The following is a 14,368-nucleotide window of genomic DNA, read 5'->3' as shown; positions in this document are numbered from 1 at the left end:
CCGCCGTATATAATTCTATTAGCAGCAGAAAACAGAGCCACGTCACTCGATTTCGGCGACGACACGCGCCAGACAGCCCTCACCTGGTTCGAAGTACGAGTAGTGATCGGCAACGAGATCAGAGACGTTCACGTCTTGATAGCCGTCGGGAAGCGGCCCCGCATCACGAGTCCCAGCGTGGCCGACGGCGTGGGTCCGGTCCGACGCTCGGTACACCCACGAGAGGACCTTGTCGTTGTGGCTGTAGAAGTTCGACACCGGGGCGTCAACAGCCCCGATAGCGTCGCCGTATCTGCCACCCGGAATCACACTATCGTAGGGAATAGCGCCACCGAGCAGTGACACCGAGGCAAGCGCGTCTGTCGCCCCTTGCTCTGCAAGCACGCGAAGTGTTTCACCGGTAACCCGTGCGCCGAGCGAATGCGCGAGCAAGTGGACGGGTCGCCCGTCGGTTTCGGCCCACTCGACTAACCACTGGGCGAGGGGAGTACTGTTCGCCGCGGCGTTGGTCTTCGCCTGCTCCCATTCGACGTCGGACTCCCAACTGTACGCGACGACCGGTGTGGGCCGTGTTCCGTCAAGCGCTACCTGAGCCGTATAGGCGTTGTCGCGCGCCCTCTCGGCGTCGGTACTGAATCCGTGGACGAACAGGAACACCGCCGACGCATCGTCGAACGCCCACGTACCACTAGTCTCGAAGGCTGGCCCCTCGGCTGTGTTGAGGAGCCCACGCGTGGTAACGACAGGGTGTGAGTCCGGTGCGGTGTACCCGCCAGAGTCGCCCTGCAACGACCAGTACACGTAGGCACCACCACCCCCAAGCAGACCGAGGCCGCTTCCAAGACCGATGAGCAGCCGCCGTCTGGTCACACCGGTTTGACTGGCCATAGCTTGTAGCTTGTATGTGGGTCACAGGCGAAGGCATAAGTCAATTGAGATTGTCACGCTCGGAAACGGGAAGCAACGCAAGAGCGGTGTCACAGCCCATAGCCTTCATATCTCGGCGGGCGGTTAACGCAGGTATGACGACCTGGGACGAGCGATACCGAGCGGGCACGTACCCACAGCGTCCGGACCCACATCCGGTGTTAGAACGATACCTGCCGACCTTCCCGCCGGGTCGAGCGCTTGACGTCGCAACCGGGACTGGGCGGAACGCACTGCCGGTCGCAGCGGCCGGATACCACGTCGATGCAGTCGACCAGTCGCGTGCGGGACTTCAGATTGCCCGCGAGAACGCACGCGCAGCGGGTGTCGAAGACGACATCGATTGGATACAGGCGGACCTCGACTCGTTTGCGTACCCAACGTCGACGTACGACCTCATTACGATCAGCTTCTATCGCCCCGTTGACCGCCTCCCCGATATCATCGAGGCGCTGGCCGACGGCGGCTGTCTGTTCATCCAGCACCACCTCAGGACGACCGACGACGTGGACGGCGGCCCCTCCGGGGACCGGTACCGGTTTGCCTCAAACGAACTGCTCAGAGCCGGGCTCGGGCTGACAGTATTGCATTACGACGAGCGGACCACGACGACGGACGGCACAACCGCCGCAACCGCCCAACTGGTCGCCAGAAAGTCGCAGGGTAACCACCAGTCGTATCCCAACATCGCAGAGTGAGTTGGGAAGCGAGCTATCCCCGTCGACCACAGGGCACGGTCTCACTGCGGACGAAGCCGTTCGGGACCGGCACTTTCCGTGGTGCGGGCAAACTCACTCGTATGAATCAACAGCGAGGAGAAGTAGGACCGCTCAGTTGGCGCGAATTGTATCGACTTAGTGTGACGATGCGCCCACGGTCGTTGATACCGCAACTTGGAGGGACTGAGCGATGACAGCGACCGATTTCGACGCCGTCCGGGAATACGACGACGACCAGTTCTCGGCTGTCGAAGTGTTCCGCAGCGACCGGATGAAAGTCGTCTGTGGCTATTTCGAACCCGGACAGTTTATTCCGGTACACGCACCTGCGAGCGACGTCGCGATACACGTCCAGTCCGGGACCGGTGTCGTCCGTGATGGGGAGACGAAGCGAACGGTCAAGCCGGGCGACGTGGTGGTCGTCGAGGCCAACACCGACCGCGGTGTCAAAGCGGGCGCGGACAGTCGACTAGAGACGTTACTGGTGACCGCACCGCCGCCGACCGATGCGGAACACGAACCGGTCCGGAAAGGGCTCAAAAAGGGCAAGTTCGACCCCTAACGTCCGGCCGGGTTCGTCTCCCACCCAGGCAACAGGACCGGAGTCACTCGACGACGTACGAGCGGTGTGAGCCGCGGGTTCGCACGTCGACGAAATGGTGGCGTGTCGCATCGCCCACGTTACCGACGGCGGAGTGGGGTGTCTCGTTGTCACCGTACACGCTCTCGGCCGGGCGCAGGTCGCGGTCAGCTAGCTTGTCGGTGACGGCAGCGGGGAGGGATGCGCCGTCCCGGACGTCGACGATGAGTAACTGGTCCGTGAAGCTTTTTGCGAGAAACGCGTCGGTGATCGGCTCGTAATCGGTAAGCTCCCCAGCTAAAGCGCGGAGGGCCGCCTGCCGGTCGGTCATCGGTATCTAATAGCTCAGCCGCACCGAAAGCTGTCCGTGCGAACATCTTCCCACCGACCGTCACAGCTCGTCGATGATTTCGTTGGCGAAGGTCGTCATCGCCGCCGCTGGCTCCGCGGCGCGTAGGCCGACGATGACGTGATCAAGGCCGTAGTCTTCGAGCCGTCGGAAGTACTCCCGGAACCACTCGACACCGGCCCGATACCCCTGATGGAGCGGTTCGGGTTCGGCTGTGGGATCAGCAGCGAACTCGACTTGAAGGGCAATCGTGAACGGTTTCTCGGGAGCGTGACTCCTCCACGTGTCGAGGTACGACTCAAGCGTCGACTCGGGGAGGTGATAGAAAATCCAGCCGTCGCCGTTCTCGGCGATCCACTCTGTCGACTGTCTGGCGTTCCCGGTCGGAAAGAGCGGGAGCGTGTCTGTCGTCGGCTTTGGGAGCACATCCAGTTCTCCGTCAATCTGGCCCCAGGAGCCATCGAGGGTCGGGTACTCCTCTCGCCAGAGCGCGCGGAGCGCGTCGACGCTTTCGCGAACGAGTTGCCCCCGGTTCTCGGGGTCGACATCGAACGCCGGATACTCCGGGTCGCGGTCACCGGAGGCGACACCCAGCACGAGTCTGCCGTCGGAGAGCCGGTCGACGGTTGCGGCCGACTTCGCCACGTGGATGGGATGGCGCAACGGGAGAACGATGCTTGCAGTACCGAGTGCGACTGACTCGGTGTGGGCGGCGACGTGGGACAGCAGCGACCACGGGTCGAAGGCCCCGCCGGCGTCCCCGAACCGCGGCCAGTACGTCGGGACGTCGCGCGCCCAGAGCGCGTCGAATCCGACATCCTCGGCGTGGCTTGCGAACCGGAGTTCCGTGTCGATATCCGGCGTCGATTCCTGCTCGCCTGTGAGCGGAAATCCGAGACCGAACGAGAGGCCATCCTCCCCGTACAGTTGCCGATAGCCGGCGTTCGCGTGGTCCACAGCAGTCATCAGGATCCTTTCACGCTGGAGCCGTATTTGCGCACGGATGGACTGCCGCTACGGACCGTCGTCCGGGGTATCGACCGACACGGTTCCTGCCCGCTCGTTTCGCGGGAGTTGCCAATCGATATCCAGCGCTCGGTTCGGGAACGATGGCTTAGCAACGACTTCCAGGGTCCGATCCTCGGCCGCCGGCGTGACAGGTGAGGCAATCATCAGTCGGGCCACGTCAGCCCGCGAAACACTCCCCCAGAGTTTCGCACCGGGCTCGGCGACGGAGACGGTGTCAGTCCGCGGCCCGTTCGTGAGGACGCCCGGTCGGAGAATCGTATGCCGAACCGGAGCCTCGCGGATCGCGGCCTCGGCTTCTGCTTTAGCCCGCTGTATCGGCTGGATGACGACGTCGAAGGCCGCTGCGAGCGGACTGGCTGGCTCGTCACCGACGCCGATAGCGGATTCCATGACGAACGCCTCGACGCCGGCGTCGACAGCCGCATCGAGTAGGTTGATCGTCCCCGCGCCGTCGACGTACTTGTCCCGAGACCAGACGTCCGTGATATTCGAGCCGACGGCGCTCAGGACGACATCGACATCTGACAACGCCTCTGTCAACGCAGTCGGATTCAACAGGTCGTCGACGACAACCTCGTCAGCGCCGGCCGCCTGGAGGTCGTCTGTTTTTGCCGGTGTGCTGGTCAGTGCCCGGACCGTCGGCACGCGCGAACTGAGCAGTCGGAGCGTCGCTCGCCCGGTCCCGCCGCTGGCTCCGGCGACAAACACAGTCTCCACGTCAGAAGGGTCCATAAGATAGCATGGGGCTGCCAGTACATGATTGGCCGGGCCTATGTCGCGACTGGCTCAGTCATCACACGGGGGCGTCTGCTGGGACGACGATGGCTGGTTGAACCGTCGATAGAGCCGACGCAGTTCCATGCGGATGGTCACACGCTCGATGAGAGCGAAGCCCGCAACGACGACGAGGAAGCCGACGAGCGTCCACAGTGACACCGACGAGCCGAGCAGTACCCAGCCCATGAGCGCGGCGAAAATCGGCACGACGTACGCGACCAAGTTCGCACGAACCGGGCCGATGCGATTGATGAGGCCGAAGTAGATGGCGTACGCGACCGCCGTGGACGGGATGCCCACAGCGATGATGCTGGCAATCGTTTCAGGGCCGATGCCGATCACGGCTGTTGGTGGCTCCCCGACCAGCAGGCTCGCGACGTGGAGGAGAACCGCACCGACGGCCATCGCCCAGGCAGTCAGTGGCGTACTGTCCATCTGCGGGCCGACACGCTGGAGGAGTACACTGCCGAGTGCGACGGCCGCGGCCGCGCCGAGGACCAGCAGTTGCCCGATAGCGCTCGCGTCGGTGAACGTCGACGGAGACGGCTGCACGATGATGATAACGCCGCTCAGTGCGATACCGATACCGACCGCACCGAGCCACGATAGGCGGTCGCCCAGCAGCCACCAGGCGAACACAGGGGCGAGTATTGGGTTCAGACCGTACATCACGGACGCCGCTGCGGGCGTGGTCGTGCCCTGACCGAGGAACAACAGCCCGTTGTTGAGCGCGATGAGGAACAGCGCCGCCATCCCGATGCCCAAAAAGTCGCCGCGAGTCCGGGGTAGCCACGTCGACCGGGGCCGAGTAACGACGATGTAGCCAAGCAGCGTCACCGCCGCAAGGTCGAACCGGAGACCGGCAAACAGCACCGGTGGAAGCTCACGGAGCCCGGTTTTGATGGCGACGAACGAACCACCGAATAACATTGCGAGCAGGACAAACAGCGCGCTGTCTCGGTACCGAGCCGGGAGTGAGGGACGATCAGTGAACGTGGAGGGCAACATAGGCCAAGTCAGTTTGACCACCAGTTAGAGCGAAAATATCTCATTACCTGTTCAACGGGTCGAAATGTGAAGAGGGCTGTGGGAGACGTGGTGTCACGGACCGACAGTCGTATCGGCAAATCCCACCGGGAAAGCTCGAAAGCGACTCAGTCCCAGGCGGCGGGCGACCAGTCCGGATCGACGCGTCGGTCGACGGTCTCGATCCCGTCGATACGGTCGATTTCGGCGTCCGTCAGGGACAGGTCGAGGCTCGCCAGGTTATCGGTGATGTGGGCTTCACTCGTGGCTTTCGGGATCGCCGTCACGCCCTTCTCGCGGAGCCATGCGAGGCTGACCTGCGCTTCGCTCGCGTCGTGGTCGTCGGCGATGGCTTCGATGACATCGTGACCGAACACCTCACCGCGTGCCAGCGGGGAGTACGCGACCAGTTCGTAGTCCTGTTCGGCCGCGTGCTCGCGGAGTTCCGACTGCTGGAGGAACGGGTGCGTCTCGACCTGATTTGCGAACACCGGAGCATCGAGCACGTCCATCGCCGTTTCGACGTGGTGCGGTTCGAAGTTCGAGACGCCGACGTTGTCGATCAGGCCGCGGTCGACGAGTTTGTCGAACGCCGGGAGCGTCTCCTCGGGCTCGTACTCGCCCGCCGCCCAGTGGACGTACAGCAGGTCCACCGAATCGACGCCGAGTTTGTCGAGGCTCTCCTCGGTCGTCTCGATCACGTCGTCGTGTGAGAGATTCGAGATCCACACCTTCGTCGCCAGGAAGATATCGTCGCGGTCGACGTCAGCCGCGGCGATACCGTCACCGACGGCGCTTTCGTTGTCGTAGGCCTGTGCGGTGTCGATATGTCGGTAGCCGGCTTCCAGTGCCGTCCGAACGCTCTCGGCACACTGTTCTGCGTCTTCATTCTGCCAGGTACCGAGACCGAGCATCGGCATACCGCTCGCTCGTGGACCACCATCTGTCGAGGACTGTTTCTGAGTCATTATCGGATACCAGAGCTTGTGACTTTAAGCCGTTTGGGAGGCGGCGGGTAGCGCCGACTATCGGATGGTCTGCAGAGACGCTAGCGATCAGTAGCAGGACAGAGACAGTCAGAAGCCGTATGACCCGAAAATCCAGAGCGCAATCAAAGGCGACACAGCGAGGAACGCGCCAAGGACAACCGTCCCAGAAACTGTCTTCAAACCCAGCTCCCGAATCGGTTTCTCGTACCGCCACAGTTGAGCGATGACGTAGACACCGGCGATGACTACCCCGCCGAGCAACAAGAACGGTGGAAACCCGAGTGCTGGAAACGACGGGAGGCCCACCGCCGGAAACGGCTCCGAACCACTCGAAGCCGCGAAATCGAGACCGATGCCGACAGCGCCGACGGCGGTGGCTGCGACGACATACGAGATCCCGGCGACGACGTGCCGGAGTACTCCAGTCAGTGCGAGCGGCTCCCCATCTGCTGGCAGGACCGATGGGGCTGCATAGCTGCCGAGTCCGGTGTAAAAGAACGGAACAGTTAGAACGCCGACGGCGGCGGCATACGGAAGGACCGACGAAATCGCGACGATGAGAACCGCCACGGTCAGGGCATATGTGCGTCCGGTCGGGCCCCCGAGAACCAGTGCTGGCACAAACAGCACGGCGGCAACTACCGCAGTAAACAGACAGATCGGGACAGAGTAGGGCCGGAACCGTCCAACAAAACGGGACAAAGACATGCTGATGTCGTTTCGGACCCAAGCGGATAGGTTTTCGCCTCCCCAATGAGAACCGGAGTCGGCATGTTTTTACTCTCCGTTGTTGTATCGTGGCAATAAGATGTCATTATCGCGGGCGAAACGCGCTATCACCGAGTCCTGTCCGGACCGCCTCTACCCGCTAATTACCGGACTCTATCAGACCGCGTTTCCGCCCGACACGACAGAGGGAGCCGCAGCGGCGACCATTCTAGACCGGAAGCAAGCTGTCCCGGAGTCGCTCCCGGCAGCAGAGCTTGAACACGTGCAAGTCCTTCCCCATCGGACGCATCTCCTCGAACAGTTGCCAACCAGCGGGACTGTCGCCGAGTTCGGTACTGGAGACGGGTCGTTCGCCGAGTCAATCAACAGGATCACGCGGCCGGAAACGCTCTCTCTGGTCGACCGGTGGGAAAGCGACGAAGATCGACAGGCTGTCAAGCGACGCTTCAGCGGGCAGGGAGACACTGTTCGTCTGCGGGACGCTGAGCCGATTACCGTGCTCCGTGAGACCGACACTGGCTCGCTCGACTGGGTGTACATCAACAGTTCCCACGAGTACGAGGCCACGCTGGCCGAACTCAGAGAGAGCCAGCGGGCAGTCGCAGATGACGGGTACATCACGGGCGACGACTACAAAATCGTGAACGGCGTCATCCCTGCCGTCCACCAGTTCTGTTCGGAGAGCGACTGGCGGCTGGCGTATCTCACGCTCGAAACCCATGGGAGATGGAGTTACGCGCTCCGCAAGCCCTGAGCCCGTATCCGGCACGAAATCCAGTGACGCGAGCGGCATCGTCGGCCAGACGGTTTATACGGCCGGACGGAGTTGACCCTGTATGGCAGACTTCGGATTACAGGTGCGGATGCTTGTCGTCGGCGCGATTCTGTTCGCGTTCTACGTGTTCGCCGGCACGGCCCTGTCGGTGCTGTTAGGCCTGCCGCTCGTCCCGGTGCTCCTCGTCGGAATCCTCGTCGTTCCGGCGATCCAGTACAAACTCGGGAAGTGGCTGGCACTCCGCGGTGCGGAGGATATGCCGGACGATCAGCGGTTCGGCTACGTTCACCAGATGGTTCGGCGACTCTGCAGAGATATGAATATCGAGGAGCCGCGACTGATGGTGATGGACATGGGCGTGCCCAATGCCTTTGCGGTCGGCCGGAAGGGTGCAGGTGTCGTCGTCGTGTCGAGCGAACTGATGCAGCTTCTGGAGGATGACGAACTGGAGGGAGTCGTCGCGCACGAACTGGCCCACATCAAGAACCGGGACGTCATCACGATGGTCGTCGGGCAGTCCATCGGGATGCTCGTCGGCTACGTCGCCTACTTCGCGGTGCTGTTCGGCGGCGAACGGAACATCGGCTCGTGGCTCATGGCAATGGTTGCTTCCTCGCTCGCGAACGCGCTGGTCATGGTGTTCGTGCTGGCTATCTCGCGGTATCGTGAGTACGTCGCCGACGCTGACGCTCGCCGAGCTATCGGTACCGGCGAGCCGCTGGCCCGAGCGCTGGAGAAAATCTCACGCGGTGCGGAGGGGCGGGAATCAGCAGTCGATGATAGCATGAACGCCCTCTGTATTTTCAACGCCGACAAGGGGCTGTTCGAGAAGCTGTTCTCGACCCACCCACCGACGGAGAAGCGCATCCAGCGGCTCCGGTCCTGAATCGAAAGTCGTTTCGACCCGCTCTGTACAGATATGTCCCAACAGACACCCCGTACAGCTCTCTGCTAACTGGCCGCTTATCCGCGTCGAGCCGGAAGTATCGGTATGTCAGACACAATGCAAGCGGCGGTCGTGCCTGAGGCAGGGGCAGACTTCGAAGTCGTCGAACGAGAGGTCCCCGAGCCGGACCCCGGTGAGGTACGGATCTCGGTCGACGCCTGTGGCATCTGTCACAGCGACGTGTACGCGAAAGAAGGGACCAACCCGGTCGTCTCCTATCCGCGGGTCCCCGGCCATGAGGTGGCAGGCCATGTGGACGCCGTCGGCGACGCTGTCGACGCCTGGGAGGTGGGTGACAGAGTCGGCGTCGGCTGGCATGGCGGCCACTGTTCGACGTGTGACCAGTGTCGACAGGGGAACTTCCTCCAGTGTGAGAACGGCGAAATCACCGGACTGAGCTACGACGGCGGGTACGCCGAGTACATGACCGCTCCGTCGGAAGCGCTCGCGAAGATTCCGGAGTCACTTGATGCGGCGGCCGCAGCGCCGTTGCTCTGTGCGGGCGTGACGACGTTCAACGCGCTACGGAACAGCGATGCGAACGTCGGGGATCTGGTCGCCGTACAGGGCGTCGGCGGCCTCGGTCACCTCGGCATCCAGTACGCTCACGCGGCCGGCTTCGAGACAGCCGCCATTTCCCGAACGCCGGAGAAGGAATCGCTGGCGAAAGAGCTGGGAGCCGATCACTTCATCAACGCGGCGGAGACAGATGCCGGTCAGCGACTGCAGGAACTCGGTGGGGCCGACGTCGTGTTGGCGACAGCACCGTCGAGTGACGCCATCAGTTCCATCGTCAGCGGCATCGGTGTCGATGGCTCTGTCGTCGTCGTCGGCGTCCCCGGCGAGCCAGTTGAAGTGAGCGCACAGCAGCTCGTCCAGAACCGTGGCGCTGTCGAGGGCTGGGCCTCCGGACACGCACGCGACTCACAGGACACGCTGGAGTTCAGTTCGCTCCGCGATATCGCGCCGGAGATAGAGACGTACCCGCTCGAAGACGTTGACGAAGCCTACGGCCAGATGATCGAGAACGAAGCGCGGTTCCGAGCCGTGCTCGAACTGTAGTCGGGCCGGCCACGATACCGGCAAAAGCCTGTCTGTAAGTGACAGTCACAGTCGAAACTACACTCTCCCGCTTTGATACCACGGAGAGCAACGCCTTTGTCTGTGGGTCAAGAACCCGTATTCAATGGACGGCCCCGCCGAGGACCGCGTCTACTATGTCATCAGCGATCTTCACATCGGCGGCGACGAGCAGCTAGAGGAGGTAGAGTTCCTCGACGAACTGCTCGATTTTCTGGCTCGGTTAGAAACCACCGACGAGGACGCCGAGTTGCTCATTAACGGTGACGCGTTCGGGCTGTGGGAGTTTACCGGGATGTCGGGACTGGAGAAGTTCGACGCCCTCGAAGAAACCTACCCGACGCTGTTCGAGCAGTTGCGAAAGACCGGCGAGAACATCGAAATCACCCTGATTCCGGGGAACCACGACCACGAACTCGCGGCCTACGACGAGTACGTGGAGCGGTTCGCGGCATACAACGTCACTCTCGTCCAGTCGAAATCGATTACCCGCCCGGTTGGAGACGCGGCCATCCACTTCGAACACGGCAATCAGCAGGACCCCAACAACCGCATCGAGGATTGGGGCGACACCAACGTGACGCCGCTTGGCTACTACTACAACACGCTCGTGACGAGTCGAGCCGGCCAGCTCTCGGACCGGGGCCGGTACAACTGGCTCAAGGACGTGCAGGCGGTGACGCCGACGGAACGGGTCCCGGTGTGGATGCTCTCGAAGTACTTTTATCGAGAGATGAACCCCTTGCTGCGGTACGCACTGGTCCCGTTCCTCTTGCTGTTCAACATCAGCGCGATTCTGGCGATTCTGGCGGCGCTGAATCTGCTCGGTGTCTGGTCCGCACCGGTGGAAACGACGACATCGTTTCTTGGTCAGTTCGGCACTGTCGGGACCGCCATCTGGGTATTGCTGGTGGTGAACGCGTCGCTGGCCGGACTCCTGTTGCTCGTGGGCATCCCGTTGTATCTCCTGCGGCGGGATATCAAGAAGACGATCAACCGCTTTGGCGTCTTCGAGACCGACCTTACGGTCGACACCCAGACGACGTACACGGAAGCCGCGCAGGAAGTATTCGAACAGGAAGACGACGTGGTCGTCTTCTGCTACGGTCACACGCACCGGCCGAGTGTGCAGTCAGTCGACGGTGGCCTGGTCGTCAACACCGGGACCTGGCTCAAACGGCTCCACCGGCGGGACGGTGTCATCGGGCTGCTACCCCCAGTGTTTTATCCCTCCTACCAGCTCTGTGCAGTGCGCATTACGGCCGAAGACCGGCAAGTAGTCGTCGACTACGAAGAAGTCCAGAAACCGAGCCCTAGTCCAGAAGAGTTGACACTTACCGAGCGCCTGCTGACGGTCGGTCGAAAACCCGACATCGAACTGCCAGAGCGTGCGGTCGTGGAAACCGAGCAGTCGGTGCCTGCACCGGAACCGGCTGAGCGAGAATTAGACTGATACAACAGAGCGCGGTCGCTGGCTGAGGGGACCAATAGAAAGAGAGTTTTCGGCATCCCGTTGCTGATGTGTCCGCTGAGAGGGTATTTTCGTGCCTTCGTGTGTGATTGATGTCTATCGAGCGTCAGACGGAAGGAAAGCGTTTGCTCCCGAAACGGAGAGTAGTGCAGAAAAGTCTATTACATACGACTGTAATGGCTACGTATGAGCAATACCGCGGACGATGGTCGGGCTGACGGGTCACCACCGTCCACGGCAGAGTTCACACCGGAGCGAGTGCTCTCGGTGTTTCAAGATCGGGCAGACCAAGCGAAGCCGTTGACGGCAACCGATGTGATGGACGCACTCGGCTGTTCACGGAAGACGGCACATAACAAGCTCGATGTACTCGTGGAACGAGGGGATCTGGAAACGCGAAAGGTCGGGGCACGGAGTCGGGTCTGGTGGATCCCGTTCTCCCAGCTCGTCGGCTCGGACGCGGACTCGCAACAGGAACGAGAGCCCCCGGTCGAGCACAGTATCGCCGACGCTGACCTGCCGGGGACGGGGGACGTACTCGACGACCGGCGTGCGGCGCTACGGGCCGCGTACGATTATCTTCGTGAGAACCCTGATACCGATGCCGGGAAACTCATCACCGAGGTGTTTCAGGAGCACCCGGCGGGCTACAAGACCGCTGACGAGTGGTGGGACGCTATCGGGCCCGCCCTCGAGGACCTCCCGCAGGTCGATCTGGCTGCCGACCACGAGCACGTCTGGCACTACGTCGGTGGGTGAGTTCATCGATGCCAGAGGAAAAGCCGACGGAACAGTCGGAGGTAGCGGAAGAGACGGAGTCAGAGACAGCAGAGGTGTACGCCTCTCGCAAAGAGCAGCGGTATCCGATCTCATCGTACACCCCGGTCGCGTACGACAACCTCGAGGTAGCACCGGAGAGCGATGCCCATCCGGACACGGGGTCGGGCGGGCGGTTCAGAGAACTCTCGTTGCCGAAAGTGCCGAAACTCCGCCACGTTGTCGGTCCCAGCGCGATCATGCTGGGGGCGTCGCTCGGTAGCGGTGAGACCCTGTTCTGGCCGAATCTGGTCGCCAGTTACGGGTGGGGACTGTACTGGCTGTTCCTCACGGCTGTCTGTCTCCACTTTGTCATCAACACGGAGATACAGCGGTGGACACTGGCGACCGGTGAGAGCGTGTTTCGAGCGTTCGAACGGGTCCATCCGGTCCTCCCGCTGGCTATGCTGGTCGGCGGGTTCATCAGTCTCGGCTGGCCGGGGTGGGCTGCGAGCGCCGCGCAGATCGGCGCACAGGGTCTTGGACTCGGAACGTATGACTTCGGCGGTGTCGACATCGTCGGCTGGCGACTGTTCGGCATCGGGCTCATGGTGTTCATCTGGGTGACCTATCAGGTGACACCGCTGATGTACAACGTCGTCGAGAGCCTCCAGCTCGTTCTGGTGGCGCTGTCTATTGCGTTTTCACTGCTGCTGTTCGTTCTCATTGGGTCGGTGGACGTGCTGGTCGGCGTCCCGGGAAGTCTGACGGAGGTTGGTGACTACTCGCCGGTCGGAACCATCGCCGTGCTGGTCGGGGCGCTAGCCTACGCCGGCGCGGGCGGCTACCTCAACCTCTCACAGAGCCTCTGGATACGGGAAAAAGGATATGGGATGGGCCGGTATCAGGGCCGGATCAAGAACCCCTTTGCCGGTGACGACCCCGAGACGGTCCACGAGGACGGGTTCACCTTCACTCCTGACACACAAAACCTCAAGCGTTGGCGCGGCTGGTGGCGCGTGACACAGCTCGAACACCTGTTGACATTCCTGCTGGGACTTCTCCTCGTCACGACGATGCTGGTCGTCATCGCGGTGTCGCAGGCACCGGGCGCGACGAGCGACGCGGTCGATATGTGGCTCATCGAGATTGCACCGTCGGTCGGCGGGTTCACGACGGGTGTCATCTACGTCACGCTGTTTCTCGCCCTGTTCACGACTGAATACGCAATCATCGAATCGTTCGTCCGGAACAGCTCCGACATCATCTACGAGCTGTACGGGCGGGAGGCGGGCTGGAGCCTGCCGCGACTGTTCTGGGGATTGCTGACCGTCTTCTGTGGCTGGGGCGTGCTCATTCTCACCCTTCCGATATCAATATCCGATCCTTTCGGGCTCCTAGTCGTCGGAGCGGCGATGTCCGGGCTGTTGATGTGGCCGTACATCATCATCGTCCAGCTCGTCAACACGGTCCGGCTGCCAGAGCACACGATGCCGGGCTGGGGTCGGATCGCCGCAATGTGGGTCGCCGCCGCGTTTTTCGGCTACTTCAGTGTCCTCTTGATCGGAACGGGGCTGACGACACGGCTGGGATTACGGGCGTTCGCCGTCCAAACGACCGTACTCGGCAGTGCACCGGGCGGGTACGCCCTCTGGGCGGTCTTCCTGCTCGTCCAGGTGTACACGATGTATCGGGTAGGACGTGCGAAGGTTGCAGCGGACGGAACAGTCGCTGACGCCGCCACTGCGAAAGGGTGGTTCTCGTGACCGACGAACTCCGCGTCCACTTGCATTACACGATGCGTGGCTCGTACCCGCTCCGGCTGGTCGACGTGTTGTTCTGTACGGAGCGGGCGTACTTCGTGGAATACGACTATCTGACACCTGTCGACCTGTTGTTCGGGTCGCCGGATCAGCGGGCCGCCACATTCGCCTCACGGGTGGTCGAGGAGGGCGTCCCCGCGGCCATCGAGATGGCCGAACAGGTCGAGACACAGTCATACGACACGCTCGACAGCGTGGATGTCCACACTGGTGGTCGAGTCGGTCGGCCGAAAATCACCGCACAGCCCCGGACAGACTCCGCGACGACGGTTCGCGTCCACGGCCAGTTCGACCCCGAACCGTTCACACAGGCGCTTCGGTCAACAGTTGACGGACACGACGTCACGGTCAGACAAAGAGACGGATTTGGGTTCTGACCACTGCCGGGAGGT

General features: G+C 62.2%; 16 protein-coding genes. 9 read left to right on the top strand and 7 right to left on the bottom strand.

Translation table 11 applies throughout. The features are described 5' to 3' along the window. Window positions 1-42 precede the first annotated feature (42 nt). A complete protein-coding gene (locus ACYJ11_RS16355; protein ID WP_461648576.1) occupies window positions 43-888 on the bottom strand; it encodes a DUF726 domain-containing protein in 846 nt (281 codons plus the stop codon). Between the two features lie 134 nt (window positions 889-1,022). Here ACYJ11_RS16355 and ACYJ11_RS16350 point away from each other — a divergent pair, with 134 nt between their 5' ends. Then, on the top strand, window positions 1,023-1,625 hold the full coding sequence (locus ACYJ11_RS16350; protein WP_461648575.1) for a class I SAM-dependent methyltransferase: 603 nt from the start codon (window positions 1,023-1,025) through the stop codon (window positions 1,623-1,625). Window positions 1,626-1,836: 211 nt separating this feature from the next. Further along, window positions 1,837-2,208 carry a cupin domain-containing protein gene (locus tag ACYJ11_RS16345; RefSeq protein WP_461648574.1) on the top strand — a complete coding sequence of 124 codons (372 nt, stop codon included), beginning with the start codon at window positions 1,837-1,839 and terminating at the stop codon, window positions 2,206-2,208. Between the two features lie 43 nt (window positions 2,209-2,251). Here the strand turns inward: ACYJ11_RS16345 and ACYJ11_RS16340 are convergent, their stop codons facing one another. The 6 genes from ACYJ11_RS16340 to ACYJ11_RS16315 form a co-directional block, all read right to left on the bottom strand. Next, window positions 2,252-2,557 carry a hypothetical protein gene (locus ACYJ11_RS16340; protein ID WP_461648573.1) on the bottom strand — a complete coding sequence of 102 codons (306 nt, stop codon included), beginning with the start codon at window positions 2,555-2,557 and terminating at the stop codon, window positions 2,252-2,254. A gap of 60 nt (window positions 2,558-2,617) precedes the next feature. Beyond that, the gene (locus ACYJ11_RS16335) at window positions 2,618-3,541 is read right to left on the bottom strand and encodes an LLM class oxidoreductase (protein ID WP_461648572.1); all 924 of its coding nucleotides are present in this window, start codon (window positions 3,539-3,541) and stop codon (window positions 2,618-2,620) included. A gap of 48 nt (window positions 3,542-3,589) precedes the next feature. Next, entirely contained in the window at window positions 3,590-4,336 is a 747-nt protein-coding gene (locus ACYJ11_RS16330) for an NAD(P)-binding oxidoreductase (RefSeq protein WP_461648571.1), read from the bottom strand. A gap of 54 nt (window positions 4,337-4,390) precedes the next feature. Continuing rightward, the gene (locus ACYJ11_RS16325; RefSeq protein ID WP_461648570.1) at window positions 4,391-5,389 is read right to left on the bottom strand and encodes a DMT family transporter; all 999 of its coding nucleotides are present in this window, start codon (window positions 5,387-5,389) and stop codon (window positions 4,391-4,393) included. Window positions 5,390-5,535: 146 nt separating this feature from the next. Continuing rightward, a complete protein-coding gene (locus ACYJ11_RS16320) occupies window positions 5,536-6,327 on the bottom strand; it encodes an aldo/keto reductase (protein WP_461648725.1) in 792 nt (263 codons plus the stop codon). Between the two features lie 156 nt (window positions 6,328-6,483). Then, the gene (locus ACYJ11_RS16315) at window positions 6,484-7,104 is read right to left on the bottom strand and encodes a hypothetical protein (RefSeq protein WP_461648569.1); all 621 of its coding nucleotides are present in this window, start codon (window positions 7,102-7,104) and stop codon (window positions 6,484-6,486) included. A gap of 100 nt (window positions 7,105-7,204) precedes the next feature. Here ACYJ11_RS16315 and ACYJ11_RS16310 point away from each other — a divergent pair, with 100 nt between their 5' ends. The 7 genes from ACYJ11_RS16310 (at window position 7,205) to ACYJ11_RS16280 (ending at window position 14,353) form a co-directional block, all read left to right on the top strand. Then, window positions 7,205-7,879 carry a class I SAM-dependent methyltransferase gene (locus tag ACYJ11_RS16310; RefSeq protein ID WP_461648568.1) on the top strand — a complete coding sequence of 225 codons (675 nt, stop codon included), beginning with the start codon at window positions 7,205-7,207 and terminating at the stop codon, window positions 7,877-7,879. An 82-nt stretch (window positions 7,880-7,961) separates the two neighbouring features. Further along, the gene (locus tag ACYJ11_RS16305; RefSeq protein WP_461648567.1) at window positions 7,962-8,786 is read left to right on the top strand and encodes a M48 family metallopeptidase; all 825 of its coding nucleotides are present in this window, start codon (window positions 7,962-7,964) and stop codon (window positions 8,784-8,786) included. A 117-nt stretch (window positions 8,787-8,903) separates the two neighbouring features. Continuing rightward, the gene (locus tag ACYJ11_RS16300) at window positions 8,904-9,908 is read left to right on the top strand and encodes an alcohol dehydrogenase (protein WP_461648724.1); all 1,005 of its coding nucleotides are present in this window, start codon (window positions 8,904-8,906) and stop codon (window positions 9,906-9,908) included. 124 nt (window positions 9,909-10,032) lie between these two features. Continuing rightward, window positions 10,033-11,379 (top strand): metallophosphoesterase, encoded by a 1,347-nt coding sequence (locus ACYJ11_RS16295; RefSeq protein WP_461648566.1) that lies wholly within the window; start codon window positions 10,033-10,035, stop codon window positions 11,377-11,379. A gap of 204 nt (window positions 11,380-11,583) precedes the next feature. After that, window positions 11,584-12,156 (top strand): ArsR family transcriptional regulator, encoded by a 573-nt coding sequence (locus tag ACYJ11_RS16290; RefSeq protein WP_461648565.1) that lies wholly within the window; start codon window positions 11,584-11,586, stop codon window positions 12,154-12,156. Window positions 12,157-12,164: 8 nt separating this feature from the next. After that, window positions 12,165-13,919 carry an Nramp family divalent metal transporter gene (locus tag ACYJ11_RS16285; RefSeq protein WP_461648564.1) on the top strand — a complete coding sequence of 585 codons (1,755 nt, stop codon included), beginning with the start codon at window positions 12,165-12,167 and terminating at the stop codon, window positions 13,917-13,919. Beyond that, a complete protein-coding gene (locus tag ACYJ11_RS16280) occupies window positions 13,907-14,353 on the top strand; it encodes a hypothetical protein (RefSeq protein ID WP_461648563.1) in 447 nt (148 codons plus the stop codon). Before ACYJ11_RS16285 ends, ACYJ11_RS16280 begins: the two co-directional genes overlap by 13 nt. Window positions 14,354-14,368: the final 15 nt, after the last annotated feature.

The organism is Haloarcula sp. H-GB5 (genome assembly GCF_054850705.1).
This window is presented reverse-complemented; position numbering and strand designations above follow the sequence as displayed.